General features: G+C 73.3%; 24 protein-coding genes and 1 pseudogene. 13 read left to right on the plus strand and 12 right to left on the minus strand.

Translation table 11 applies throughout. The features are described 5' to 3' along the window. Positions 1-70: 70 nt before the first annotated feature. Positions 71-460 carry a cupin domain-containing protein gene (locus IE245_RS14940; protein ID WP_189947510.1) on the minus strand — a complete coding sequence of 130 codons (390 nt, stop codon included), beginning with the start codon at positions 458-460 and terminating at the stop codon, positions 71-73. 173 nt (positions 461-633) lie between these two features. After that, entirely contained in the window at positions 634-1,752 is a 1,119-nt protein-coding gene (locus IE245_RS14945; protein WP_189947513.1) for a serine hydrolase domain-containing protein, read from the minus strand. A 184-nt stretch (positions 1,753-1,936) separates the two neighbouring features. On the opposite strand from IE245_RS14945, the gene IE245_RS14950 reads away from it, so the two are divergent. Beyond that, the gene (locus IE245_RS14950; protein WP_189947515.1) at positions 1,937-2,593 is read left to right on the plus strand and encodes a TetR/AcrR family transcriptional regulator; all 657 of its coding nucleotides are present in this window, start codon (positions 1,937-1,939) and stop codon (positions 2,591-2,593) included. 217 nt (positions 2,594-2,810) lie between these two features. Continuing rightward, entirely contained in the window at positions 2,811-3,998 is a 1,188-nt protein-coding gene (locus tag IE245_RS14955; RefSeq protein WP_189947517.1) for a hypothetical protein, read from the plus strand. On the opposite strand, the gene IE245_RS14960 is transcribed toward IE245_RS14955, so the two are convergent. After that, complete coding sequence (locus tag IE245_RS14960) at positions 3,930-4,361, minus strand: class I SAM-dependent methyltransferase (protein WP_229851288.1); 432 nt, start codon at positions 4,359-4,361, stop codon at positions 3,930-3,932. The two genes, IE245_RS14955 and IE245_RS14960, sit on opposite strands and share 69 nt — an antisense overlap. Before the next feature lie 104 nt (positions 4,362-4,465). Continuing rightward, positions 4,466-5,203 (minus strand): dienelactone hydrolase family protein, encoded by a 738-nt coding sequence (locus IE245_RS14965; protein WP_189947519.1) that lies wholly within the window; start codon positions 5,201-5,203, stop codon positions 4,466-4,468. Between the two features lie 383 nt (positions 5,204-5,586). On the opposite strand from IE245_RS14965, the gene IE245_RS14970 reads away from it, so the two are divergent. From IE245_RS14970 to IE245_RS14990, 5 genes are all read left to right on the plus strand, one after another. After that, entirely contained in the window at positions 5,587-6,783 is a 1,197-nt protein-coding gene (locus tag IE245_RS14970; protein ID WP_189947521.1) for an NAD(P)/FAD-dependent oxidoreductase, read from the plus strand. Positions 6,784-6,923: 140 nt separating this feature from the next. Next, a complete protein-coding gene (locus IE245_RS14975) occupies positions 6,924-7,910 on the plus strand; it encodes a hypothetical protein (RefSeq protein WP_189947523.1) in 987 nt (328 codons plus the stop codon). Between the two features lie 41 nt (positions 7,911-7,951). Further along, entirely contained in the window at positions 7,952-8,911 is a 960-nt protein-coding gene (locus IE245_RS14980) for a sigma-70 family RNA polymerase sigma factor (RefSeq protein WP_189947525.1), read from the plus strand. Positions 8,912-9,182: 271 nt separating this feature from the next. Continuing rightward, positions 9,183-10,523: a phospholipase D-like domain-containing protein gene (locus tag IE245_RS14985; RefSeq protein WP_189947527.1), complete on the plus strand. Its 1,341-nt coding sequence runs from the start codon at positions 9,183-9,185 to the stop codon at positions 10,521-10,523. A gap of 1,010 nt (positions 10,524-11,533) precedes the next feature. Further along, entirely contained in the window at positions 11,534-12,400 is an 867-nt protein-coding gene (locus IE245_RS14990; protein ID WP_189947529.1) for a SigE family RNA polymerase sigma factor, read from the plus strand. Between the two features lie 365 nt (positions 12,401-12,765). Here IE245_RS14990 and IE245_RS14995 read toward each other — a convergent pair whose 3' ends face one another. Beyond that, positions 12,766-13,341, minus strand: coding sequence for a helix-turn-helix domain-containing protein (locus tag IE245_RS14995; RefSeq protein WP_189947531.1), 576 nt, complete (start codon positions 13,339-13,341; stop codon positions 12,766-12,768). A gap of 120 nt (positions 13,342-13,461) precedes the next feature. Here IE245_RS14995 and IE245_RS15000 point away from each other — a divergent pair, with 120 nt between their 5' ends. The 3 genes from IE245_RS15000 to IE245_RS15010 are packed head-to-tail and all read left to right on the plus strand — an operon-like array spanning position 13,462 to position 15,723. Continuing rightward, the gene (locus IE245_RS15000) at positions 13,462-14,298 is read left to right on the plus strand and encodes an EamA family transporter (RefSeq protein ID WP_189947533.1); all 837 of its coding nucleotides are present in this window, start codon (positions 13,462-13,464) and stop codon (positions 14,296-14,298) included. A 25-nt stretch (positions 14,299-14,323) separates the two neighbouring features. After that, entirely contained in the window at positions 14,324-14,971 is a 648-nt protein-coding gene (locus tag IE245_RS15005) for an FMN-binding negative transcriptional regulator (protein ID WP_189947535.1), read from the plus strand. 44 nt (positions 14,972-15,015) lie between these two features. Continuing rightward, a complete protein-coding gene (locus IE245_RS15010; protein WP_189947537.1) occupies positions 15,016-15,723 on the plus strand; it encodes a B3/B4 domain-containing protein in 708 nt (235 codons plus the stop codon). A gap of 33 nt (positions 15,724-15,756) precedes the next feature. On the opposite strand, the pseudogene IE245_RS15015 reads toward IE245_RS15010, so the two are convergent. The 3 genes and pseudogenes from IE245_RS15015 to IE245_RS15025 all read right to left on the minus strand — a co-directional run. Then, a pseudogene (locus IE245_RS15015) lies at positions 15,757-15,993 on the minus strand (Tn3 family transposase); the annotation flags it as partial. A gap of 34 nt (positions 15,994-16,027) precedes the next feature. Continuing rightward, positions 16,028-16,498 carry an SsgA family sporulation/cell division regulator gene (locus tag IE245_RS15020; protein ID WP_189947539.1) on the minus strand — a complete coding sequence of 157 codons (471 nt, stop codon included), beginning with the start codon at positions 16,496-16,498 and terminating at the stop codon, positions 16,028-16,030. Next, entirely contained in the window at positions 16,495-16,770 is a 276-nt protein-coding gene (locus IE245_RS15025) for a hypothetical protein (RefSeq protein WP_189947542.1), read from the minus strand. Before IE245_RS15025 ends, IE245_RS15020 begins: the two co-directional genes overlap by 4 nt. A 360-nt stretch (positions 16,771-17,130) precedes the next feature. Between IE245_RS15025 and IE245_RS15030 the strand changes: the two genes are divergently transcribed. Further along, positions 17,131-18,060 (plus strand): DUF2637 domain-containing protein, encoded by a 930-nt coding sequence (locus IE245_RS15030; RefSeq protein WP_189947544.1) that lies wholly within the window; start codon positions 17,131-17,133, stop codon positions 18,058-18,060. An 898-nt stretch (positions 18,061-18,958) separates the two neighbouring features. On the opposite strand, the gene IE245_RS36925 is transcribed toward IE245_RS15030, so the two are convergent. Beyond that, positions 18,959-20,281 carry an RCC1 domain-containing protein gene (locus IE245_RS36925; RefSeq protein WP_229851289.1) on the minus strand — a complete coding sequence of 441 codons (1,323 nt, stop codon included), beginning with the start codon at positions 20,279-20,281 and terminating at the stop codon, positions 18,959-18,961. 226 nt (positions 20,282-20,507) lie between these two features. Here IE245_RS36925 and IE245_RS15040 point away from each other — a divergent pair, with 226 nt between their 5' ends. Continuing rightward, positions 20,508-21,128, plus strand: a complete 621-nt coding sequence (locus IE245_RS15040; protein WP_189947546.1) for a hypothetical protein — start codon at positions 20,508-20,510, stop codon at positions 21,126-21,128. A 50-nt stretch (positions 21,129-21,178) separates the two neighbouring features. Here IE245_RS15040 and IE245_RS15045 read toward each other — a convergent pair whose 3' ends face one another. Next, the gene (locus IE245_RS15045; RefSeq protein ID WP_189947549.1) at positions 21,179-22,306 is read right to left on the minus strand and encodes an NADH:flavin oxidoreductase; all 1,128 of its coding nucleotides are present in this window, start codon (positions 22,304-22,306) and stop codon (positions 21,179-21,181) included. 118 nt (positions 22,307-22,424) lie between these two features. Here IE245_RS15045 and IE245_RS15050 point away from each other — a divergent pair, with 118 nt between their 5' ends. Continuing rightward, entirely contained in the window at positions 22,425-22,859 is a 435-nt protein-coding gene (locus tag IE245_RS15050; protein ID WP_229851290.1) for a MarR family winged helix-turn-helix transcriptional regulator, read from the plus strand. A 175-nt stretch (positions 22,860-23,034) separates the two neighbouring features. On the opposite strand, the gene IE245_RS15055 is transcribed toward IE245_RS15050, so the two are convergent. Beyond that, a complete protein-coding gene (locus IE245_RS15055) occupies positions 23,035-23,931 on the minus strand; it encodes an alpha/beta fold hydrolase (protein ID WP_189947551.1) in 897 nt (298 codons plus the stop codon). Further along, complete coding sequence (locus tag IE245_RS15060; RefSeq protein WP_189947553.1) at positions 23,928-24,521, minus strand: TetR/AcrR family transcriptional regulator; 594 nt, start codon at positions 24,519-24,521, stop codon at positions 23,928-23,930. The genes IE245_RS15055 and IE245_RS15060 overlap by 4 nt, the downstream gene beginning before the upstream one ends. Positions 24,522-24,708 lie beyond the last annotated feature (187 nt).

Here is a 24,708-nt window from a genome sequence, read left to right on the forward strand (position 1 = left end):
CCGTTCGTCAGATCCCCACGTCCCACAGGACGTGATCATCAACGAACAAGATCCACTTTCGCAACAGACCCTAGGCCTCGGTGCGCTTCTCCAGGCGGCTGCCGCGCGGGAGGGTGACGGACATGATGTCGCTGGGACCGTCCAGTGCGATGCGGTGCCATCGCCCGCGCGGGACGACGACCGCCGTTCCGGCCGCCAGCCTGACCTCTTCCTCCTTCTCGCCCGGCCGCTCCGGACGGAAGCGGAGACGTATTCCGCCCGTCAGGCAGGACACGAGTTCGTCCGCCTCGGCGTGGATCTCCCAGTGGTCGCCGTGGACGTCGGCGTCGGTCTCCACGTGGAAGGTCATCAGCTGCCAGCCGTCCCGCTCGCGGTCGAACACGGGTCGTCCTGCGCTCATCCGGCCGCTCGGGTCCAGGTGGATGAAGGAGGAGAAGAGATCGATCGGTGCAGCGGTCATGTCGGGACGTCCGTTCTGCGAGGTTCGTCGGGTGGGTGGCGGAGCATGCGTACGGGCCCGCCTGCCGCGGCCGCCTCATTCGGGCAGGGTGCGGCACGGCTGCGCCGGCGCGGTGGTGTTCCCCGGTGGCGCCCGAGGTCGGGCAGGTCGGCGGTGGGCCCGCGCCAGGCCGTTCAGCCGTACATCGCCACGCGGTACAGAGCCGCGAGCGCGTCGTCGATGGGGTGGGGCAGCGGACTGCCGGAGGCGTCGAGCCTGTTCCAGCGCTGCATGTTCACGGCGACCGCCAGCTGCCGCTCGCCGTCGGCCCTGATCATGGCCAGCGTCCCGCCGCCCCAGACCATGCCGCCGTGGCCCCAGAAGGTGTCCTGGCCGGGCTCCGCCATCGGGTACAGGCCGAGGCCGTAGTCGATCACGGCTCCCTCGTGGGTGACGACGGGTCCGGTGCGCTGCATCTGCGCCAGCGACGACGGGCGGACGATCTCGCCGGCCAGCAGCAGCCGGTAGAAGCGGTTGAGGTCCGAGACGGTCGATATCAGAGAGGCCGACAGGCCCGTCCACGACATGTCGTAGACGCTGTAGTCGCGCGGCGGGTCGATCATTCCGAACCACGCCTCGTAGAGCTGCGAGTGCGGTTCGCCGACGTGCGGTCCGGCGGGGTACCCGGTGTCCCGCAGCCCGGCGCGCTCGATGACGTTCCGGGTGATGTACCGCTCGGCCGGCGTGCCGGTCACCCGTTCCAGGAGACGGCCGAGGAGCAGGTAGTTGGTGTTGGAGTACACCCCGGGAGCGCCGCCCGGGGTGCCGACGGCGGGTGCGGTGACGCCCATTCCGATCAGCTCGACGGGGTCGAAGCGCGTGAAGCGGTGGTCGTCCAGGCTCTGGGGGCTCGTGTCCGCGACGACGGGGAGCGCCTTGAGGGAGGGGTAGGCGTGGGGGAGGTACTCGGCGAGGCCGCTGGTGTGGCCGATCAGCATCCGGACCGTGATCGCGTCACCGCGCTCCCCGGGAACCAGCTCCGGGAGGTACCGGCCGATCGGCGTGTCGAGCCCGACCAGGCCGGCCTCGGCCAACTGCAACACCGCGGCGGCGGCGAAGGTCTTGGAGACGCTGCCGACGCGGTGCCGCGTGCCGGGGGTGACGGGGCGTCCGGTGGCGACGTCCGCCACCCCCGCGGCGCCTCGCCAGACCCGGTCACCGGCGCGCACCTCGGCGAACACGCCCGGGATCCCGGCGCGGTGGACGTTCTCGGCGGCGGCGTCCAGCGCCGCCGAATCCAGTGAGTTCTTCACGCGATGCGTCCTTTCGCATGGCTCGAATCAGCTCCACAGACGTCGCCCGACGCGGGCGACGGGGCGCGCGAGGCACGTCGGCCCGCCTGCTGCCGATGCCTCGACCTGCCCATGTCCTCATTATGCACGCGGTGCGTGCAACACCAAGTGCATAGGTTAGACTCGGCCCGACGAGAGGGGCGAAATGGCAGGTCGAAGGCGCTGGACGACCGAGGAAATCCTGGATGCGGCAGCGGAGTTGCTGCGCACGAGCGACGCCGATTCGTTCAGCGTGCGCAAGCTCGCCGCGGCCCTCGGGACCGATTCCTCCAGCCTGTACCGGCACTTCCGCAGCAAGACCGAACTGCTGCGCGCGGTCGCCGACCGGATCCTCCTGGCCTCCATGGACGGCTACCGCGCCGAGGGCGACTGGAAGCAGCGCATCACCGCCCTGGCCCTGCGCGTGAGAGAGGCGTTCGGCCGGCAGCCCCAGCTCGCGGCGGTCTGGGGACGGTACGCGTCAGGCGGCGCCGGCTCCCGGCTGGTCATGGAAGAGGTGCTGCAGTCCCTGCGCGCGGCGGGACTGCCCGACGAGGAGGTTCCGGCCCACTACCACCGGCTCGCGGTCCTCGTCGCCGCGCTGATCGCCTCCGAGGCCGGAGTCGGCAGCATCACGGAGGAGGAGTACGAACAGGGCATGGAGCTGTTCCGCGTCGCGGTACTCGGCGCGGACCCCGAACGCTTCCCCGCCCTGGCCCACTTCGCCCGGGACGTCCGCCCCCTCGGCGTGGACCGCCGAGCCGCGTTCGAAGAGATCCTCGCCGCCCACCTCGCCCACATCGAGGCCGCCGTCCGCGGGTGACGAGGACCGCTCGCCGGACGGCGCGCGGTGCCCACCGGCATGAGGCGCCCGCGCCACGGGCGGCACGGTCACCCGCACGCCGTGTCCCTTCACCGGCCCGCCTCGTTCGCACAGCGGGTTGTGCGTCGGTCGGATGCGAGGTGGGTGCGTGCGGGTCCGGAGGGTGTCGGAGAGCGTGAGCGAGGGGGCCGGCGCCGGGTCGGTACGGCCGGGGAGGATGAACGCGCTGGACCGGGCGTTCGCGTTCCTCTCCGACCGCGGTTCCGAGCCGTTCATGGTCGGCCATGTCCTGGACTTTCCCGCCGGATCGTTCACGCTCGACGCCCTGCGCGCCCGCGTGGCCGAGCGGGCGCCGCGGCTGGAACCCCTCCATGTCGCGGCGGTGCCCGGAGCACGGTCGTGGACGCGGACCGCGCCGCCCCGAGCCGGGCTGCACGTCAGCGCGGAGCGGGTGGACGGCCGGCTCGCGGAGGCGACCGACGCGGCTCAGCGCCGGCCGCTGCCCGCCCGCCCCGCGCCCCGCTGGGACCTGCGGCTGCTGACGTGCCGCACGGAGAAGGTGCAGCGGGTGTGCTTCCGCGTCGAACACGCGATCACGGACGGGGTCGGCGCCGCCCACCTGCTGGCCGCGCTGCTGGCCGACGAGCCGTGTGAAGGGCCGCACCCCTACCGGCCGCCCGTGCGGAGGCGGCGCGGCTCCGCGTCGTGGGCGGCCACGTGGCCGCTCGGGAAGCTCCCCGACCGGGAAACGGTGCCGGCGGGCTCCGGCGCCACGCGGAGCGGGCAGGTGACCGTGGCGTACGCGGACGTCCCGGAGGCGGAACTGCGGGCGGTGGCGTCGCGGTGGGGGGTGACGGTCAACGACGTCCACCTCGCCGCGGTGGCCGGCGCGCTCGCGGCCCTCCAGAACCAGCGGACCGGCCGGGCGAGGGACCTGCGGGTGGTGATGCCGATGTCGGTCCGTCCCCGGGGGGCCTCGCTCGCGCCGGGGAACGCGGCGCTGCCGGCGATCGTACGGCTGCCGTGCACCGCGGCGACGCCGCGGCGGCGCCTGGAGGACCTGGCCGGACAGACCCTCGCGCACAAGGAGTCCGGGCTGCGGGAGAGCGGCTGGAGGACCCTTTTGCGCGTCCCGCCCCGCTTGCTCTGCCGAGCGACGGAGCGCGCCGGCTTCCGGCTGGCCGTCAGCCACATCAACCTCAACGGCGCCTACCGCGTCTTCGACGCGCCCCTCGTGGGCGGCGGCGTCTTCGCCCTGAACAGTCCCGGCATGCTCGGCTACTTCTCCCTCGTCCGCACGACGGAGACCGCTCGCCTCACGGTCGTCCACGACCGGTCACTCGTGGCAGCGGCCGACCTGCCGAAGCTGTGGGTGGAGGCCGTCGCCGAGCTCGCCGGACGGTGACCGGCTGACCAGGTAGCCCAGGCCGCAGCCGACGTCGGCCAGGCGGTACGGGCCGGACCGCGCGCCCGTCGTCGACCGGATCGCGGCGAGCAGCGGACGGAGCACGTGGACCAGCCGTTCGCCGATCCGCAGCTCCTCGCTCAGGCGCTGGAGCTCGGTGTGCACGCTGATGAGCAGACGGTCCACGGCGCCCGGGTCGAGCACGCCGTCCCGGTCCACGGGCAGGTCGGCGACGATCCGGGACGCGCGCTCGTCCCCGTTCTCCAGGAGCAGCCGGACCACCTCGGCGCGGCGGACCGGGAGCCGGCGGCCGCTGTGTGGCTCCACCGCCGTGATCAGGTCGGATATCTCGAACTGGGGCACGGAGCAGAACCCTACGGCCTCGCCCGCCGCTTCCCGGCCCCTCGACGGCACCCGGCCGGCGCCGGGCCGGGCCCGCGGGCGTCAGCCGCGCCCCGGGAGGGTGCTCACCCCCTCTTGGTCAGGGTGCGGTCCAGGAGGGAGAGCAGACGGTCCCAGTGGCGCTTCAGGCCGGAGGCGCTGAAAGCGTCGGTGTCGGACATGGTGAAGCCGTGGGTGGTGCCCGGATAGATCTCGGAGGTGTGGCCGACGCCCGCGGCGTCGAGGGCCCGATGGAGCTCGTCGAGCGCCTCGGGTGTCATGTCGCCTTCGGCGTGGCCGAGGTGGACCCGAGCGGTGAGTCGGGAGAAGAGGTCCGGGCCGTCGACGCCCACGGGGGCGTGGAAGGCGGCGACGGCGGCCACCTGGGCGGGGTGGGCGGCGGCGGTGCGCATCGCGTAGAGGCCGCCGATGCAGTAGCCGGTCACGGCGACCGGTCCGGCGGCGACCTCGGGCCGGGTGGTGAGGAATTCGAGGTAGGCGTCGGCGTCGCTCAGGACGCGTTCGGGGGTGTGCGCCTCGATCAAGGGCATCAGTCGGGCGAAGACGGCGGGCCGGTCCTCCTCTCCGATGTGCGCGGGCAGCTCGACGACGGGTGCCGGGCCGTGCCGGTGGAAGGAGTTGGGGACGAGCACGTAGTACCCGTGCTCCGCCAGTTCGCGGGCCATGTCCCGCAGTACGGGCCGGATGCCGAAGCCGTCCGCGTACATCAGCACTCCCGGGTGCTGTGCGCCGTCGTCGGGGAAAGCGGCGAACGCGTCGGCCTGGCCGTCCGCGGTGGTGATCTGCAAGGTCTTGAGCGGCATGGATCCTCCGGTCGTGGTCGATGTGTCGAGCCTGTGGTCAACACGACGGAGGCGGAGCCCGCGCAGCCGCGCACGCTCCTCGATCGGGCAACGGGCCCCCGACGGCCCGTACGGCGCTCAGGAGAACACCGGGCCACCGATCCGTGTGTGGCGCGAGGCCGTCCCGGTAGTCATCCCCCCAACATAGTCCCCCGGTTGCCGCGCTGCCGAGCATCTCGGCCGTCATGGCCGGAGGCGGCCGGCACGAGGCGGCCGGCACGAGGTCGGACTCGGTCCACGACGCACCTCCAATGTGACCCACATCACATCTTCTTCCTGTCAGGAATCGACACGCTGTCCCGCTCAAGCCGTCGAGAGCACGCAGACAACGACAGGAGCGAGACATGAAGCAGCACCGCATCGTCGTCCTCGGGGCCGGATACGCCGGGGCGTACGTGGCCGGGACCCTGGCCCGGCGGCTGTCGCCGAAGGACGTCGAGATCACCGTGGTCAACGCCGAGCCGGAGTTCGTGCAGCGGCTGCGGCTGCACCAGTTCGCGGCCGGCCAGGAGGTCGCGGCGCCGCGGCTGACCGAGGTCTTCGCGGGCACGGGGGTCCGGCTCCGTATCGCCCGTGTCACCGCGGTCGACCCCGAGCGGCAGGTCGTCGCCGTGGCCGACGCCGGCGGTGGCGACGAGTTCGGGTACGACACGCTCGTCTACGCGCTCGGCAGTCACGGCGACGCCCACGGCGTCCCCGGCGTCGCCGAGCACGCCTTCGACGTCGCCGTCCGACCCGCGGCACTGCGCCTGCGGGAGCGCCTGACCGGCCTGGACGAGGGCGGGCGGGTGGTGGTGGTCGGTGACGGGCTGACCGGGCTGGAGACCGCCACCGAGGTCGCCGAGTCGCGGCCCGACCTGTCGGTGGCGCTGGTCGCCCGGGGGGAGCTGGGCGCCCGCCTCTCGGCCGGGGCGCGCGGCCATCTGCGCCGGGCGTGCGAGCGGCTGGGCATCACCGTGTGGGAGCACACCGAGGTCGAGTCCGTCGAGGCGGGACGGGTGGTGTGCTCCGACGGCACCGTTCTGGCGTCGGACACGACCGTCTGGGCGGCGGGGTTCGCCGTCGGCCCGCTCGCCGCCGCGAGCGGGCTCGAGGTCACCGACGGCGGCCGGATCGTCGTCGACCGCGCCATGCGGTCGGTGTCGCACCCGAACGTGTACGCCGTCGGTGACAGCGCCCTCGCCCTCGGCGACAACGGCCGGCCGCTGCCGATGTCCTGCGCCTCGGCGGGCTACACCGGCCGTCGGGCCGTCCACGCGATCGTGGCCCGGCTGACCGGCCGCCCGATGGCGGAGAGCAAGCTGGAGTACGTCGGCAACCACATCAGCCTCGGCCGGCGGGACGCGATCCTGCAGATGGTCGACGGCGAGGGCCGGGCGAAGCCGAAGTACCTGGGTGGCGGGAAGGCCGTGCGCGTCAAGGCGGGCATCGTCCGGATGTCGCTGTGGGCCACCGCTCACCCGACCTTCGGCCTGCCCCGGCGCAAGCACCGCCTGGCCGCCGCACCGGTCGCGTCGCCCGCCGAGGCGATGGTGGCGTAGCCGTGCGACCCTTCTCCGCGCAGCCCGGGCCCACCGGTCCTTCCCTTCAGGCCGGGCCCGGGGGCTCCCCCGCTCAGGCCGGGCCCGGCGGCTCCCCCGCTCGGCCCGGGACCGCTGCCGGCGTCTCGCCCTGGCCCTCCGTGGCCAGGGCCGTCGCCCTGCTCACGGTGGGCATCAGCCTGCTGCTCACCGCCTTCGCCTGGCCGTCCGTCCGTTCGTCGGTGCACGAGGTGCCGATCGCGGTCGCCGGGCCCGCGCCCGCCGTCGAGCAGTTCGCCGCCGCACTCGGCCGACGGCTCCCCGGCGGCTTCGACATCACCGAGGTCGCCGACACCGCCGCCGCCGAACGGCTGATCCGTGACCGGGAGGTGTACGGGGCGATCGACCTCGGCTCCGGCACGCCCCGGGTCATCACGGCGTCCGGCGCGAGCGTCGCCGTCGCCCAGACCCTGGCCGGCCTCGCCGTCGGCCTCGGTCAGGCACCGGGAGCCGGCGCGGGGCCCGCCGTCCGCGACCTCGTACCGCTGCCGGCCGGCGATCCGCGCGGCGCGGGCCTGGCCGCCGGAGCCCTGCCGCTGGTCATGGGCGGCCTCCTGGCCGCCCTGGTCCTGACCAGGCTCGTCCGCGGCAGCGCCCGCCGCGTCGCCGGAGCGGTCGCCTTCGCCGTCACCGGCGGACTCGCCATGGCGACGATCCTGCAGTTCTGGCTCGGTTCGCTCGACGGCTCCGCGTGGGCCAACGGCGGCGCCATCGCCCTGACGCTCGCCGCCACTTCCCTGTGCGTCCTCGGTCTCGAGTCACTCCTCGGGTCCGTCGGCTTCGGCCTCGGCGCCGCCGTCATGATGCTCGTCGGAAACCCGTTGTCGGGTGCCGCGACCGCGCCCGAGATGCTGCCCGGCCGGTCCGGCGCCCTCGGGCAGCTGCTGCCGCCGGGGGCCGGCGGCCAACTGCTGCGCTCCACCGCTTTCTTCGACGGCCACGGCGCCACCCGCCCCGCAGCCGTCCTGGCGGGCTGGCTCGCGCTCGGGGTGGCGCTGTCCCTGGTCGGCAGCCTGCGCGCCCGAGCCCGAGCCGGCGACGAGGGCACGACCGCCGTCGACGGCCCGGCAGCGCCTGCGGCGGCCTGATGCTTTCCTCCCCTTCCGCGAGATCTTCTAGGGTGGTCCCCGTGGACAGAACCGTCACCGATCCCTTCGACACCGCTCGGTTCGAGGCCGGCCGAAACCGGCTGGCCTCGCTGGCGTACCGGCTGCTCGGCTCGGCGGTCGACGCCGAGGACGCCGTACAGGACGCGTACCTCCACTGGCAGGCCGCGGACCGGCAGCACATCAGGGTGCCGGAGGCGTGGCTGACCAAGGTCGTCACCAACCTGTGCCTCGACCGGCTCCGTTCGGCCCAGGCGCGTCGCGAACGCACCGCCGGTGCCTGGCTGCCCGAACCGCTCCTCGACGGCGACCCGATGCTCGGCCCCGCCGACACGTTCGAGCAGCGCGAATCCGTCTCCCTGGCCGTGCTCATGCTCATGGAGCGCCTGTCGCCGATGGAACGGGCCGTCTACGTCCTGCGCGAGGCCTTCTCGTACGGCCACGCCGAGATCGCCGAGATCCTGGACATCTCCGAATCCGCGAGCCAGCAGCACCTCCACAGGGCCCGGCAGCGCGTCACGGCCGCCCGACGCCGCGGCGCCGAGGTCGATCGGGCGGCGGCCCGCAGGATCGTCGAGGAGTTCCTCACCGCCGCCTCCTCGGGCCGCACCGAACGGCTGGTGGCCCTGCTCACCGACGACGCGACCGCGATCTCCGACGGCGCCGGTCTGGCCGAGAGGCTGCTGCGGTACGACACTCCACAGCGCGTCGCCGCCATCGCACGGGCCGGCTTCAAGCCCACCCCCGCGAAGCGGCGCCTGGTCGGCGGTACCCCCGCCATCCACTACGCGCTCGTCAACGGCTCCCCCGCCGTCATCAGCGTGGTCGGCGACCGGGTCGTCGGCTCCGTGACCTTCGACATCGTGGACGGAAAGATCGCCACCGTGCGCGGCATCGCCGCCCCCGCCCGCCTCACCCGCCTCACCGAGGCGTGGCGGCGGCAGGGCGGAACGGCGGGTGCGCCGCTCATCGCCCAGTGGTGACCCGAGGCGAATCCACCGCGGCGGCCTTCGAGGAGACCCGCCTTTCGAGCTGCTGATCTACGTGGGCGAAGCCGTCGGGACCGCCCAGGCCCTGCCCCACGGTCGCGAACGAGACCGACTCCAGGCGAACGAGACCGACTCCAGGCGCACGGGACCGGCTCGACGCACACGTGAGCGACTCTACGGAGTCGAACGACGCATCAGCGCGGGCACACGCTCACGGCCCGTGGGGGGGCGGGCCGGGCCCTCACCCCGCACTAGGGTGACGGCCGTGATCAAGAACAGGTTCCTTACCGGCCTCCTCATCGTGGGGCTGCTCGTGGCCGGCGCGCCGGCCGCCACCGCGCAGGACGAGGCGTACGTGCAGACCGGCGTCGTCTTCAACAGGCCGAACGGCACGACCGCCGAGCAGGGCGCGATCCTCAGCCATCTCGGACGCCTCGTCAACGGCGCGCCCGCCGGGTCGACCATCCGCATATCCCTGTACGCGTTCGGGTCGTCCTGGCTCGCCGACCAGCTCGTACAGGCGCACCGGCGCAACGTGAACGTGCAGGTCCTCGTCGACGACACCACCGTCTCGGCGGCGTGGATGGGCACGTCGGGGAAGGCGGTCCGGGACAAGCTCCAGGCGGCCTTCGCGGCGCCGTCCGCGCCCGGTCAGACCTCATGGTTCCGCGTGTGCGCGGCGGGCCGGCCGTGCCTGGCTGCGGGCACGAGCGGTGTCAACCACAACAAGTTCTTCCTGTTCTCCCGCTCCACCGGAAGCGGCTCGCCGGCCACGGGCGCGGTGGTCGAGGACATCGTGGTGCAGTCCTCCGGGAACCTCACCACCTGGGACCGCGCGTCCGGCTGGAACGACGCGATGACCGTCACCGGCAACGCCGCCCTGCACGCCGGCTACGTCCGCTACTTCGACCTGATGGCCGCTTCGCAGGCGCAGCCGGACGGTTCGGGGACGGTGAGCGACCTGGCCATCGACGTGGAGGCGGGGCAGGCCAAGGGCTACTTCTTCCCGCGCTCCTCGACCGACGTCGTCGAGAACGTCCTGAGCATGGTCGAGACCCGTGTGCCGAACGCCGACGGGACCGCCGCCCCGGTCTGCCACGGGAACACCCCGGGGCACGGCACGACGGACGGCCGGACCGTGATCCGCATCGCCAACGGGCACGTCTCACGGCCGGCCGTGGCGGAGAAGCTGTGGAGGCTCGCCGACGCGGGCTGCTACGTCGACGTCGTGCACGGCAAGCTCTCCGACTACGCGGCCGCCGGCACGCACCGGGAGACGGCGTACTGGCTGACGCGGTCGACGGCGAAGGGGAGGATCTCCCTCCACCGCCTGTCGAACGACGAGGTGACGAACCCGGCCGCACCCGAGGTCCCCGGCACCACCACCCACACCAAGTACCTGCTGATCGAAGGCTCGTACAAGGGCGTGAAGGACCAGAAGCTGGTCTTCACCGGCAGCCACACGTACACCGGCCTGGCGCTCACCGCCAACGACGAGGCGCTCCTGAAGTACGTCGGCCCGGAGATGCACGACGCGTACGTGACGAACTTCCGCGACCAGCGTGCCGCCGCCCTCGCGGAGTCCCAGTACGGCGGCGTGTTCTGAGGACTCGCCCCGCGCTCCGAGCCCGGCGCGCGGGGCATCCACCCGCCCGGCCACGGCGGGGGCGCGCAGAACGCGGGTGACGCGGGCGTCGTATCAGTGGGACGCGTGACGATCAGAGGTGAGCGGGAGGGCTCGTGGGCGGGGGATCGGGGGCGCGGCGGAGGAGTTCGCGCGCACGGCGGACCGCCTGCCGGGCGCCTTGCGGCGGCTGGTGGCAGCCGTCGCCGACGTGGTGACCGCGGCGGCCGACGCGGTGACCACGGCCGGCCGGCGCACCGAGGTCGGCGAGGACGCCCGGGGGCCACGACTCCTCGCGCGGCAAGACGGCTTCGAAGTCGGCCCCTTCAGCGTGTCGAGGATCGGGCTGAGCACGTGGGGAAGGCGCCCACCGTCTGGTTCCGCACCCGCTGGAAACGCCCGCCGCGCGCGGCCGCTTCCGAGACGCCGGCGCCCGGTTACGCGCTGTGCCCCTGGTGCGTCGGCCGGGGCGCCTGCTTCGCGTGCGAGGGGCTGGGCTTCATGGACGGCCGACAGCGCCCGGGGTGCGGTCCCGGCATGGACCGCTCGCACTGCGGGGGCTCCGGCCGACGACCCGTCGACCGTTGGCCCCCTGCGCCGGCACGAGGTCCATGCCGTCGTGCGCGTCGCCCTTCTCTCCTCCCGGCCTCCGGGACGGGGCTTCATGAGTTCGGCCTGCTGGACCGCCGGGCTCGCCGCGGTCAGGAAGGGTGCGGCGAACCGGAGCCGCATCGTTTCCGGGGGCGTATCCGTGGTTGCGGACCTGCACCGGCGTCCCATCACTCCTTCGTGTGAATCAGCCACCGGATCGACGGACATCTCATGCCGCGATCATGTCGTTATGTGGACGTGAGAGGGACAGACGAGGACGGAGAAAGGATTCTTCCTCGGGTCGGCGCAACCGCATCGGGCTGTCGATCGACCCTGTCGTTCCCGCCACACACCGACCGGTTTCAAGCGAAACCATTCTGCAACGCGGGAAAAGGACACCCATGCATCGCGATCCGATCGACCGGCCGGGCGACACTCCGGAAAGGACGTATTCGGCAACGGCGACGGACCCTCGCGGGGGCGAGGCCCCGGCCCCGGAGCGGCCGGCGGCGGGCTTCGCGGTCGGGGACGCCGGTCCGGACCGCACGCCGGGCCGAGCGGCCGATTCCGCCGAGGCGGCCTTCGACGCGCTCTACCTGTCCACGGCAGCGGGCCTCACCCAGCAGGCGTACGTGCTGACCGGTTGTCGCCGCCTCGCCTTCGAGTCGGCCGAGCAGGCGTTCCACCGCGCTTGGGAGCAGTGGCCCGAGGTCGCGCACGACCCCGCCCCCGAGGCATGGGTCAGGGCCCGGGCCCACGAGTACGCTCTCGCGCCCTGGCACCGCCTGCGCCCCGGCAGGCCCCGGACCGACCAGCCCGCCGCCGACCCCGTCGTGCGCGTCCTCCTGGAACTCCCGCCGTGGCAGCGCCGGACGGCGCTGCTGTGCGACGGCCTCGACCTGAGCGTGGCGGAAGCCGCCGCCGAGACGCACGCGACCACCGCCGCCACCGCCGGCCGGCTGCGGCATGCCCGCGCCGTCATCAGCGGGCGGCTGCCCGGCGGTGTCGCCGGCGCCCCGGACCACCCGCTCCGAAGGCGCGTCAAGGACGCGTCGTCCTCCACCCTCGCCCAGCCCTGGTGCGTCCGCGCCGCGAGCGAGCGTCGGGCACGCGCCCTCACCCTCGTGGTGTTCGCGGCGACCGCGGCCCTGGCCGTCCTCACCGGCGCCTTCGCCCTCGCCCCGTCGACCGACGGGTCCGACGACGACGGCGGCCGCTCGCCTCACGCCCGTTCCCAGCCCGGCGACCCGTCGGCCGAGACACGGTGACGGCCTTCGGGAGCCGTTCTCCTCAGGCCGTCCGAGAGACGCCACGTCGCCATCGCCGCCGTGCCGCCGCCGCGCGTCGAACCTCGCGTCGGGCCGGGACCGCCGGGCCGCCCTGGCCGGGCCGCACGGTCATCCCTCGGTCGAGCGCGGCCCGCCCGGCGGGCTCCGGCTCGGTGGTGCGGAGGAAGTCCGCGACCTTGCCCGGCACGTCGAGGGCGGCCGGCTGCCCCGGGGCCGGGACGGCCTCCTCGAAGACGACCGGGCCCTCGATCCCGGCCGCCTCCGGACGAGGTCCTGTCCGTCGCCAAACGATCGTCTGACGACAGACAGGGCGGACGCGATCCGACGGCCGGGGCCATCGGGCGCTACGCGGGCCCCGGGGGCAGGTGGACGGTCATGATCAGGTGGCAGGTCTCGTCGCCTGAACCGCGGTAGGTGTGGGTGATGTCGGCGTCGAAGGCGGCGGTCTGTCCGGCGGCGACGGGGTACTCGGCGCCGTCGACGACGAGCACCATCTCGCCCCTGGTGACGCTGACGGTCTCGGTCACGCCGGCCTGGTGGGGGTGGCTGGGGTACTCCTCGCCGGGTTCCAGTGTCCAGCGCCAGACCTCGGTGGGTGCCGGGCCGCCGGTGGTCAGCATGAGCCGGGCCTCGCTGCCGCGCTCGCCCTTCCACAGGGGCATGACGGTGTCGGCGCCCACCACCCGCACGCGCTGCTCGGGGCTGCCTTCCATCAGCGCGGAGACGGAGACGCCGAGGGTGTCGGCGAGGCGGACCAGGGTGGCGAAGTTCGGGTTGCCCTGGGCTTTCTCCAGGCCGACGAGGGCGCCCTTGCTCACCTTGGCCCGCCGGCCGAGTTCGTCCAGGGACAGTCCCGCGCGGGTGCGGGCCGCTCGGACGTTGTGCGCGAGCGTCCGCAGTGCCGCCTCGGTCTCGGCCATCGGTTTCGTCCCTCCAGCAGCAGGTCGGTGTGATGCACCATGCGGTCGTTCGGTTGACGACCTGCGGTCGGTGCGTTGTACGGTGTGGTCGTTCCATTAATAGTAAGGGATGTACGTATCGTGATCGCTCTGCTGCTGGCCCTGGGCAGCTCCCTGGCCTACGGTTGCGCCGACTTCCTCGGCGGCCTGGGCGCCCGCAAGGCCCACGTCCTGCGGACGGTGATGGTCGCCGCGCCGGCCTCGCTCACCGTCGAGCTGCTGCTGTGGCCCTTCCTCGGCGCCTCCTTCGCTCCCGCCACCCTCGCCTGGGGCGCCGCCTCCGGTGTCGCGTCGGCCGCGGCGTTCGCCCTGCTCTACAGGACCCTGGCGATCGGGCCGATGAACGTGCTGTCGCCGATCACCGCGCTGGTCTCGGCCATGCTTCCGGTCGGTGTCGGGCTGGTTCAGGGCGAGCACCTCGGCTGGGCCGGGCTGATGGGTCTGCCGCTGGCACTGGCGGCGGTGGTCCTGGTCAGCGCGGGGCACGGCGCGAAGTCGGCACGGCCGTCGCGTACCGCGCTGCTGTCGGCCTTCGGCGCCGGGGCCGCGATCGCCCTGCAGCTGGTCTTCCTGCACCAGGCGCCCTCCGACAGCGGCGTCGGCCCGCTGATCGTCGGCCGTGCCGTCTCCTCCGCCGTCACCCTGGTCGCCGCCGGCGTGATGTTCCGGCGCCTGGGCCCGGAAAAGCCCGCCTACGCGATCTCGGCGGCGGCCGGCGTGCTGGACTCGGTGGCCAACCTGCTGTTCCTGCTCGCCGCCCGCAGCGGCGACCTGGCCGTCGTCGCCGTGATCACCGCCCTGTACCCGGCCGGCACCGTCCTGCTCGCCCGCAGCGTCCTGGCCGAACGCATCCACCGCGGACAGCTCATCGGCCTCGGCACCGCGGCCGTCGCCGTCAGTCTCCTCGCCCTCACCTGAATCCCCTGTACGGAAGGAACCCAGCATGTTCATCCAGCCCTGGGACGCCGCCCTGGACGACGCCGAATGGCGGACCTGGATCGCCGACGGCCACGACTTCGGCATCCTCAGCGTCAACGGCCTGCCCGGAAACGCGCCGATCACCGTGCCCACCCACTTCACCGTCGACGGCACGGCCCTGCTGATACACCTTGCCCGCCCCAACCCCGTCTGGAAGACGATCGAGGCCGACCCGAACGTCACCCTCACCGTCACCGGCGACTACGCCTTCATCCCCGGACCCTGGCGCGCCAAGGCCGGCACCGAACCCACCGACGGCGTCCCCACCAGCTACTACGCCGCCGTCCAGTTCACCTGCCAGGCCACCGTCGTCGACGAACCCGAAGCCAAGGCCGAACTGCTGCGCCACCAGATGGCCCACTTCCAGCCCGACGGCGACCACGCCCCCGTCGAGGTCGATCAGCCTCCCTACGGGCGGATGCTGTCCGGCATCCGCGGCCTGCGCCTTCACGTCACCGAGGTCCGCGCCAAGTTCACGTACGACGACCACAAGCCCGTCGAGCAGCGCTCCGACACCGCCCGCCGGCTCACCGAACGCGGCGCCGCACTGGACGCGCCCACCGCGGCCCAGCAGCTGCGCCGCCTGGACCGCGTCGGCACCTGGAAGCCCTGACCCCTGCCGCCCCAGCCCGCTCCCGGAACGGAACAGCCCTCACGATGACCGCCTTCCGCATCAACCCCGCCGTAGCCGACGCCTTTCCCGACGCCCTGATCGCCGTCGTCGTCGCCACCGGCCTGAACGGCCGCCGGCCCTGGCCCCGCACAGCCGCCGCCGTGGAGATCCTGGAACAGGACCTCGCCGCCGGCGCCTGGACCCCCGCCGACGAGAACGACCCGCGCGTCGAGGCGTGGCACACCGCCTACCGCTCCTTCGGCACCAACCCCCGCCGCATCCGCCCCAGCGTCGATGCCCTCGGCCGCCGCCTGGTGAAGAAGGGCACCCTGCCCCGGATCAACCCGGCCGTCGACTCCTACAACACCGTCTCCGTCCGCCACGGCCTGCCCGCCGGCGCCTTCGACCTCGACCACGTCACCGGCGACGTCGAGATCCGCTACGCCGAAGGCACCGAGACCTTCACCCCGCTCGGCGAACCCGACACCGTCGAGAACCCCAAGACCGGCGAGATCATCTACACCGACACCACCGACGTGCTGACCCGGCACTGGAACCACCGCGACGCCCACCGCACCCGCGTCACCGAGAACTCCACCCGCGTCGCCTTCGTCATCGAAACCCTGAACGCCCCCCGCGACGGCCGCCTCCTGGCCACCGCCGCCGACGAACTGCGGGACCTCCTCTCCGAACACTCCACCCGAAGCACCGTCCACTGCCTCAGCCCCGCACACCCGCAGGCCTCCCTCTGACACCCCGCGCCTGGCGTCCCGGTGAGGGCGAAGGCCGAGCGGGTTCAGGTCGCGGTGCCTGAGCGGGGAGAGCCGGGCGATGTCCTCGCCTCGGACCTCGTGGCCTTCGGCGCGGAGCCGGGCGACGGCGGCGTCGATGTACTTCGCCCTCCACGGCACGAGGGCGTCGAGGACCAGGCCGAGCGCGCCGGGCCGGTCCTCCGTCCCGTCGCGGTACGCCCGGTGGATGGTGCCGCGCTTGCCGTGACACACGTCCCGGGCGATCCGGTGGGGTCCGCCGCCCGCGCCGGCGAGCGGACGCGCGTCAGCCGGCGGGCGGGGCGTCGCGGTTCCCGAGACGGACGAGCAGCTCTTCCAGGTCGACGTACGCGGTCTCGCCCCCGGCCGGGACGATCGCGTACGAGGCCGCCAGGAACGTCTCGATGACGGGTCTCGGTGCGTGGAACGTCACCGGACAGCCGGGTGGGTGCAACCAGAAGTAGACGACGTCGTGGGCGGGGTCGAGCGACGGATGGACGGAGACGTCGCCCGGTCCCGCCCAGCCGTCGAGCCCCTCGGCGAGGAGTTCGCGGGCGAAGACCCACGTGACCGGCGTCGGCCGGTCGACCTGGCAGTCCAGGTGCACCGCGTACGGATCCCGTCGGTGGTAGCGCAGCCGGGCGGGTACGGGCGTCGTCCGGTCCGGGGCGGTGTACGCCGCCAGGGTCAGGGCGACGACGCAGTCGGGGGTCCGCGGTGCGCGGCCGGGCGCCTTCTTCGAGTCGCGTCCGGTCATGGGCGCTCCACCCCCGGCACCACGTGCCGTACTCCGCGGGGAACGGGGACGAGCTCCGGCGCGACAGGGGTGACCGTCGCCGGGAAGGCCAGGACGGGGGTCGGCAGGATCGCGGTGCCGGAGACGACCGCCGACGGGCGGTCCCGGCTCGCCGTGCCCGGGACGAACCGGCCGTTCTCGAGCCATGGACAGGCGAGCGCGGCAAAGATCGGAGACTCGCGCAGAACCGTTTCACCCAGGGCCGGCACGGTGACGCGAGGGGAGGAGGTCATGCCCGAGGAAACGATGCTGCAAGATCTCGGTAACTCTCCCGGTCAATCCTTCTTGACGTCGGGGCGGCCGACGAGCCACGCACTCCTCCCCCACTCCGCGACCTGTCACGCGTTTCGCTCGGGCGTTTGAAGATCGGATCCCGCATCCCTCCATCAGGCGTCGTGACCACCCATTGGTGGTGCGACCTTCCCCCGACCTCGGTCGTTAGGTGGGCATGACGTCGGAAGGGGTGTTTGCAGAAAGGGTTCTTCTATGGAACGCGGACACACACACGAGTTAACCGGAGAAGATCACGTGCGCGCCTCCGCACTCCGTGCTCTCGACGGAACGATCTGAAACAAGGGCACGAAGAAAGTCAGATGGACTGGTACAGAGACAAGACGAACTTCTACGTCCCGCAGCACCCCATGGAGCCGGTGCGGGAGACGCCCCAGTACCCCGGCATGGAGCGTGAGGTCCCGCCGTACCCCGGCGGGGGTCGTGAAGTCCCGCCGTACCCCACGGGAGCGGGCTGGCACGCGCGGGAGTACCCGGGTATGGGGGACGACGTCCCGCTGTACGCCGCGGGGCCGGTGCGGGAGATGCCGCAGCACCCCGGGGCGGGGCGCGAGGTTCCGCTCTATCCCCCGCGCTCCGGGCGCGACGAACACGCCCCGTACGACGGTGGCCCCCTTCCCACCCGGCAGCCCTGGGACGACAACGGGCTCGAGACCACGATGAGCCACAGGAATCTGGAGGAGGAGCTGGCCCACCTGCTGGCCGCCGAGCCGGGGCCGCCGCAGGACGCCGACCCCGTGGACCGGCAGGCGCCCAGGGTCGACCGGCGGCGCACCCGGCCCAGACCGCAGTTCCTCGGTCTCTACCGGCGCATCACCCAGGTGACGGCGCTCTTCGCCGCCATCGCCGTGTGCGCGGCGTGTCTGCTCGTGTGGTCCATCGCCTACACGTACGGACAGCTCTCGGAGACCGCGGCGTCCGTCCTCCCGGTGAACCTCGCGCACTGGTGGCCGCTCACGCTGTACGGCCCCTGGTCCGTCGCGGCCCTCTCGATTCTCCGGGCGGCCGTACAGCGCCAGCCGGCGAGGCGCTCCTGGGGGGTGCTCCTCGTGACCTCGGCCATGGCGGTGGCCCTGTGCGTGAGCCACTCGTCCCACTCGGTGCTGGCGTACGTGACGCTCGGGATCCCGCCGATCACCTCCCTGGTGTGCTTCTGGGAGCTCGTCGGGCAGTTCTCCTCCGAGCGCCGGACCCGGCGGAGGGCTCGCGCCCAACAGCCCTCCAAGGCGTGACGAACTCCCTGGGGAACTTCTGAGGAGAAACGGTTCGTCGAATCCCCAGGCGAACCGTTTCGTCCGTACGCGGCTCAGGGGCGTCCGGCAAAGGAACGGAGGGGCGAGGGCCGCCTGAAGGCAACGATGCGGGCTGGAGGGGCAGCGGGGAGGGGGCGACGGCGGCCCGGGGCTCGCCGGGAACGTCGGCCCGGCCGAGGCCGTCCTGGAGCGCACGGTGACGGACGCGGGCGGTGAGCGGACGGCGCCCGCGGGCTCTGGTACGGCCACGGCCGGCTTCGAGATCCCGAAGAGGGGAGCCGACTGCCGCAAGGTCAGGGTGGACCGTCGGCCCGCTTGATCCGCCGGCACGCGGCACGCGACACGCGGCACGCGGCAACACCCGATCGACAGGTCGTCTCGGCCGACGCCACGACCGCCCTGCTCAGCGGCACACCACCGGGGCCCGTCGAGAGCGGCTCCGGCCGGCGAGCGGACGAGCCGCCCTCGGGCGGTCCCGCGGCGGACCGACCACCAAGGCCCCTCCTCGTCGCCGGCGGCCGATGCCGCCCGCCTGCCTCCGGGGCGGCACCATGGCGGTCTCGTGCCCGGCCGGGCCGGTGGCGCACCCGCGTCTCCCGCGGTCATGACCCGGCCACGGGTGCCGCGGCCGAAGGCCGGCGGGCCTCGGGCACAGCGGCGATGGACCTGCCCGACAGGCCCCGTCGGTCCCGCGAACCGCCCCCGTCCATGAGGGCGCGGGGTCCAGGCCGCGAACCCTCACGCCGCGTTCCCCGGCCTGCGCACCGCAAGCCATGAGCCCGACAGCCCCGCGGCCGACGAGCCTTGGGGGCCGGAATCATAAGGAGGCCTGAGCTCTGCGTGACGGGATGTCAGTCTTCTTTGGCGCGCCCGCGGTTCAGGGGAGCTGGACTCCGGACCAGGCATCGACTTCGCACTGTCCGTCGGCGTTGTTCCCCGCGGTCACCACGGTGCCGTCGGCACGCAGGCCGAGGGTGTGCATCGCGCCCGCCGCCACGGCGACGATGTCACGCCAATCACCGACTTCGCACTGTCCGTGGCTGTTGTCTCCCGCTGCGAGGACCCGACCGGACGCTGTGACCCCGACGGTGTGGTAGCTGCCCGCGTCGAGTGCCACGACGTCTTCCCACTCCTCGACCGCGCACGCCCCGGTTCCCCGGTCTCCGGTCGCCACTGCCCGCCCGTCGACTCTGAGGCCGGCGGTATGGAGATACCCGGCCGAAACGGCGGCCACGTCACGCCACCCCTCAACGGCACACTGCCCTCGTCGGTCGTTCCCCACGGCCAGTGCGGAACCGTCCGACCGGACGCCGACCGAGTGCCAGTCACCGCACGAGAGGGCCACCACCTCGCGCCAGGACCGCACGTCGCACTGTCCTTCTGAACTCCGGCCGGCTGCCAGCACGTTGCCGTTCGCGAGCAGCCCGAGCGTGCGGCGCCAGCCCGCGGCCACGGCCGTGACGCCGCGCCATCCGGCGACGTCGCACTGCCCATCGCCGTTCCACCCCGTCGCCAGCACCGTGCCGTCCGACCTGAGTCCTACCGTATGAGACCTGCCCGTGTTCGTCGCGACGTGGACGTTGCCGGCTGCCACCGCGACGACGTCTTCCCATCGCTCGACGTGACATTCAGCGGCTGCGGTGTCGCCCACGGCGAGAACGGTCCCGTCCCGCCGCCGTCCGACCGAATGACGCCTTCCGGCCGCCAGCGCCGACGAGTTGGCGGGCATGTGCTCCTCCTTGCGCTTGGCGTGGGTCCGCGACAGGGGGCACCACCTTACGTCGGCCTGCCGTCGGAGCGGCTTCCTCAGCCGTCGCCGGCACATGACAGTGCGACCGCGCGTGTTGAAGGCCTGGTGGATGTCGTCGCGGGTCTTCCAGCGGATGCGTGGGCAGCGGAACCAATGCGGTAGTGCGATGGCGCCGTCCACGACCCAGTGGTGCACGCCGGGTCCGGAGCCGTGTTCGGTGCCGCGTCGGGCGGTGTGCGGAACGACGCGGAACCGTCGGAGCCGATCGCGGTAGCGCCCATGGTCGTGGCCGCGGTCGGCGTAGAGGTGCTTCGGGCGGCGCAGCGGTCGGCCGTGTCTGCCTCGGATCGGCGGGACGGCTCGGATCGGTGGGACCAGCCGGGTCACGTCGTTGCGGTTGCCGCCGGTCAGCGTGGCGGCCGGCGGGATGCCGTGGGCCTCGACGCTCATGTGGTGCCTGCTGCCGGTCCTGTCCCGGTCCCCCCGGGGGGGGCGGGCCGGTGGCCGCACCGCCTTTCCTCGCCCGCAGGTGGCTCGAACCGACCGACGCCCGGAACAGATCCAGCACGCCGGCCGCCCGCAGCTCGGCCGGCGGCATCTCGCGCAGGCGCTGCCGGGCCCCGGCTCCGTTCCACTCCCGCAGTCGCCTCCATCGGGTCATCGGTCAGGCGGCCCGATGCGCGAGGGCTCACGCGACGGACTGCCGCCCGGCTTCGGCGAGGGCCGCCGCAAGGAGCGCGACACCGTCGAGCGGGCGGTCCACCGCCCGAAGCGGCCCCGGGCCGTCGCCCCGCGTCACGACGGACGCGGCTGCGCCTTCCCGGCACCGCCGCCGCGGCGGCGGTCGCCCTCCGGCTCCGGGCGCGGACTCCCGTGCAACCCGGCAGCAGACGCCCTGGCCATGGCGCCGGGCGCTGCTGACGAGACCGGCCGGATCACCCACGATCGTCTCGGCGATCCCGGTGTCGATGACCTCGCCGTCCTCCGCACGCATCCGAGCCCACGAGGCGGCGACGTCGCGCGGCCCGGAGGGCCGAACGGCCGCGAGTGCGGCGGAAAGGCGGGGCGAGATCGCGAGGACGACGCGTCCGTCGTCGTCCTGGCCGGCGACGGGGCGAGGCTCACCGGCATCGACGATTCCTCGAAGCCGCCACCGGCCAGGAGGCATTCCCACTCGATCAGCGCCTCCTCGGGATCGAAGCCGCCGAAGGAGAGCGACGCGCACGCCCGTCCCGGCCCGGTCCTGAGGGCCAGACCCGCTGACGTGTCGTCCGGCGCCACGAAGAGCTCGCGATGACGCTCGCCCGGGCATCAGGCCCGACGGCCCACTGCCGTCATCGACCGGCCCTAGCTCAGCGTCTTCAGCGCGGCGGCGTCGTACGGCTTCAGCTCGTCGAACCGGCCCGCCAGGACCTTCGACGCCCACTCGGGGTCCTGGAGCAGGGCGCGGCCGACGGCGACCATGTCGAACTCCTCCCGCTCCAGGCGGTCCAGGAGGTCGTCGATGCCCTGGACCGGGGAGCCCTCGCCCATGAAGGCGCCGATGAAGTCGCCGTCGAGGCCGACCGAGCCGACGGTGATGGTGGGCCTGCCGGTGAGCTTCTTGGTCCAGCCCGCGAGGTTCAGGTCCGAGCCTTCGAACTCGGGGATCCAGTAGCGGCGCGTGGAGGCGTGGAAGGCGTCGACGCCGGCCGCGGCGAGCGGGGACAGGATCGCCTCCAGCTCCTGCGGCGTCTCGGCGAGCCGGGCCTCGTAGGCGTCCTGCTTCCACTGCGAGTAGCGGAAGATCACGGGGAAGTCGGGCGAGACGTTCGCGCGCACCGCCGCCACGATCTCGGCCGCGAACCTCGTACGGGCCACGGGGTCGCCGCCGTACGCGTCGGTGCGGCGGTTCGTCCCCGCCCACAGGAACTGGTCGATGAGGTAGCCGTGGGCGCCGTGCAGTTCGACGCCGTCGAAGCCGATGCGCTCGGCGGCGGCCGCGGCCTCGGCGAAGGCGCCGATGACGTCGTCCAGGTCGCGCCGGGTCATCGCCTTGCCCGCGCCCTCGGTGCCGTCGGTGCGGATGCCGGAGGGGCCGACGGCGGGGGCCTCGGGGTAGGGCGCCTGGCCCTCCTTGCGGACCATGCCGATGTGCCAGAGCTGCGGCACGATCGTGCCGCCCTCCGCGTGGACGGCCTCGGCGACCTTCGCCCAGCCCGCCAGCTGCTCCTCGCCGTGGAAACGCGGCACCCGGTCGCTCTGGCCGGCCGAGTCGTGGCCGACGTAGGTCCCCTCGGTGACGATCAGTCCCACGCCGGCGGCGGCCCGGCGGGCGTAGTAGGACCGCACGTCCTCGCCGGCGACGCCGCCCGGGGAGAACATGCGCGTCATCGGCGCCATCGCGATGCGGTTCGGGACGGTCAGGCCGTTCAGCGTGACGGGCCGGGACAGGATCTCGGCCGCGCGGGAGGCGGGGGACGCGGTGACGGTCACGGGGACGCTCCTCAGGACTACTGCTTGACAACTTCGATGCTTGAGAACCTCATGCAATGACGAAGACGGTAGAGCTCGATATTTGAGGTAGTCAAGTATCTCCGGGTAGAGTGCCCCCATGACCGAAGCTCCCCGCGCCGACACGGCCCAGCTCATGGAGCTGCTCTCCCTGTCCCTCGGCGTCTACTACGGCGAGTTCATCGCCTCGGCGGCGAGCGAGAACCTGACGGCGAGCCAGGGCAAGGCCCTGACGGTGCTGCGCCGGGGACCCGCGGCGATGCGGGCCCTGGCCGAGACCATGACCTGCGACGCCTCGAACATCACGGGGATCGTCGACCGGCTGGAGAAGCGCGGCCTGGTGCGCCGCGAGGCCGGCACGTCCGACCGCCGCGTGAAGAACGTCGTCCTCACCGCCGAGGGCGAGCGCGTCGCCGACGCGATCCGCGCGAAAATGCGCACCACCCAGGCGGGCCTCGACCGGCTCGACGACCGGGACCGGGACCGCCTGCGGAGCCTGCTGGAGCGGGTCTTCCTCTCCCAGCCCACCGCCTGAGCCACCCTCCCTCCCGACGGGTACGACCACCGGGTGTCGTCACCGGAGGCGGGCGCGTCTCCCCTCGACACCGTCGTCGCCGCCCTCGCGCCCTCCACGGAGCCCGGGCCGCGGGCCGGGCACTTCCCCCGACCGGGCCGCGATCGAGGCGCCCGGACGGCCGGGGAGCGCGGGCTCAGGCGCGCAGGGTCTTCCGCAGGAGTTCGCCGAACTCGGCGGGGTGCGTGGTCGAGCCGGTGTGTCCGCCGGGGAAGTGCCGGAGGTCGACGACGAGGCGTTCGGCGAGGAACGCGGCCGCGCGGTGAGGGAGTTCGCCGCGCGACTCCTGGCCGGCGGCGAGGACGAGTCGGTCCGACAGCGCTTCCACGCGAGGGACGTCCGGAGTGTAGGCCATGAAGGCGGGGACGATGCGTCCGAGGAAGTACGGAAGGCCGGCCATCGTCCGCTCGGCCCGCGCGGCCGCTTGCGGCGGCAGCTCCGGCACGGCCTCCGGCTCGGCCTTCGACCCCGCCTCCGGCCCGGCCTTCACCCCGGTCTGCGGCGCGGCCTTCGACGCCGTGGTGTCGCCGCCGTCCTTCAGCCCTGCCGCGAACACGGCCATCGCCGGCAGGAGCCCCCGGGTACGGAGCGTGTCCTGCACGCGCGCCAGGAGCGCGCGGTGTTCGGGCGCGTCCGGCAGGACCTCCACCACGGGCGGCTCGTGCGCCACGACCCGTTCGACGCGATCGGGGTGAGCGGTGAGCAGGTGCAGTGCGGTGATCGCCCCCGAGCTGGCGCCGAACACCCGGGCGGGCTCGCCGGGAGACAGCCGGTCGAGCAGCCGCAGGGCGTCGTCGGCGTGGACGGACACGCGCTGCTCGGCCTCGGCGTCGTCCAGTGCGCTGCTCCCCATGCCGCGCGGATCGTAGGCCGCGACGGTGTGGTCGGCGGCGAGCGCGTCGACGATGCCGTCGAAGGCGGCCGCGCCGCCCGTACCGCCGGGGATCAGCAGCAGGAGCGGGCCCTGGCCGCGCACTTCGTAGTACAGGGTCGCGCCGTCCACGCGCAGGCTGCCGATGACGGGCTCGGTCATGAGGGGGCTCCTTCTCGGGCGGAGGGCCAGTTCTCCAGGAGGGAGTGCAGGGCGTCGAGGGCCCGGATCCAGGTCTCCTGCGGGGTGCGCGCGTGCGCGAAGCCGCCCGCCGCCTCCAGGGCGACGAATCCGTGGAACGTGCTGCGCAGCAGCCGGACCGCGTCGGTCAGATCGGGTTCGGCCAGTCCGTAGCCGCGCAGCACGCCGTAGGTCAGCCCGACCGCGCGGCGTGGTCCGGGCGCGTCCGCCGCCAGCTCCGGGGCGATCTCGATGGGGGTCTGCGTCGCGGCGTAGCGGCCCGGGTGCTCGTGGGCGTACGCGCGCCAGGCGTTCGCGTACGCCACCAGCGCGTCCTTGCCCGACCGTCCCGCGGTCGCCTCCGCGATGCGGATGGTCTTCTCGTCCGCCGCCAGGAGCGCGATCCGGCCACGCAGGTCGTTCAGGTTCCGTACGTGCGCGTAGAGGCTCGCGTCCTTCACCCCGAGCCGCCGTGCCACCTGCGACATGGTCACCCGGTCGAACCCGACCTCGTCCGCCAGTTCAGCCGCCACGGCGGTCACCCGCTCCGCCGTCAGCCCCGCACGCACCATGCACCCCTCCGTTCCTCATACCCCTAGCTTTAAACTAGGGGCATTAGGTTGTCAATCCGCGCAGGGGTCGGCCCTCGGAGGAGGTGCGGCGTCACTCGTCGCCCGCCCGCGTCACGCCGAGCATGACGCGGGCGGAGGACTTCGCCACCTCCGCGGCTGCGACCGAAGGGTCCTCGGAGGGCTCGCC

Origin of the sequence: Streptomyces roseolus, from assembly GCF_014649855.1 — a bacterium.
Taxonomy (GTDB): domain Bacteria; phylum Actinomycetota; class Actinomycetes; order Streptomycetales; family Streptomycetaceae; genus Streptomyces; species Streptomyces roseolus.

What these genes read in the sequence shown, in the direction of transcription:
- IE245_RS14940 (WP_189947510.1), bottom strand. Translation starts at nt 460, where the DNA reads ATGACCGCTGCACCGATCGATCTCTTCTCCTCCTTCATCCACCTGGAC.
- IE245_RS14950 (WP_189947515.1), top strand. Translation starts at nt 1,937, where the DNA reads ATGGCAGGTCGAAGGCGCTGGACGACCGAGGAAATCCTGGATGCGGCA.
- IE245_RS14955 (WP_189947517.1), top strand. Translation starts at nt 2,811, where the DNA reads ATGAACGCGCTGGACCGGGCGTTCGCGTTCCTCTCCGACCGCGGTTCC.
- IE245_RS14965 (WP_189947519.1), bottom strand. Translation starts at nt 5,203, where the DNA reads ATGCCGCTCAAGACCTTGCAGATCACCACCGCGGACGGCCAGGCCGAC.
- IE245_RS14970 (WP_189947521.1), top strand. Translation starts at nt 5,587, where the DNA reads ATGAAGCAGCACCGCATCGTCGTCCTCGGGGCCGGATACGCCGGGGCG.
- IE245_RS14990 (WP_189947529.1), top strand. Translation starts at nt 11,534, where the DNA reads ATGCATCGCGATCCGATCGACCGGCCGGGCGACACTCCGGAAAGGACG.
- IE245_RS14995 (WP_189947531.1), bottom strand. Translation starts at nt 13,341, where the DNA reads ATGGCCGAGACCGAGGCGGCACTGCGGACGCTCGCGCACAACGTCCGA.
- IE245_RS15005 (WP_189947535.1), top strand. Translation starts at nt 14,324, where the DNA reads ATGTTCATCCAGCCCTGGGACGCCGCCCTGGACGACGCCGAATGGCGG.
- IE245_RS15010 (WP_189947537.1), top strand. Translation starts at nt 15,016, where the DNA reads ATGACCGCCTTCCGCATCAACCCCGCCGTAGCCGACGCCTTTCCCGAC.
- IE245_RS15020 (WP_189947539.1), bottom strand. Translation starts at nt 16,498, where the DNA reads ATGACCGGACGCGACTCGAAGAAGGCGCCCGGCCGCGCACCGCGGACC.
- IE245_RS15025 (WP_189947542.1), bottom strand. Translation starts at nt 16,770, where the DNA reads ATGACCTCCTCCCCTCGCGTCACCGTGCCGGCCCTGGGTGAAACGGTT.
- IE245_RS15030 (WP_189947544.1), top strand. Translation starts at nt 17,131, where the DNA reads ATGGACTGGTACAGAGACAAGACGAACTTCTACGTCCCGCAGCACCCC.
- IE245_RS36925 (WP_229851289.1), bottom strand. Translation starts at nt 20,281, where the DNA reads ATGAGCGTCGAGGCCCACGGCATCCCGCCGGCCGCCACGCTGACCGGC.
- IE245_RS15040 (WP_189947546.1), top strand. Translation starts at nt 20,508, where the DNA reads ATGCGCGAGGGCTCACGCGACGGACTGCCGCCCGGCTTCGGCGAGGGC.
- IE245_RS15050 (WP_229851290.1), top strand. Translation starts at nt 22,425, where the DNA reads ATGACCGAAGCTCCCCGCGCCGACACGGCCCAGCTCATGGAGCTGCTC.
- IE245_RS15055 (WP_189947551.1), bottom strand. Translation starts at nt 23,931, where the DNA reads ATGACCGAGCCCGTCATCGGCAGCCTGCGCGTGGACGGCGCGACCCTG.
- IE245_RS15060 (WP_189947553.1), bottom strand. Translation starts at nt 24,521, where the DNA reads ATGGTGCGTGCGGGGCTGACGGCGGAGCGGGTGACCGCCGTGGCGGCT.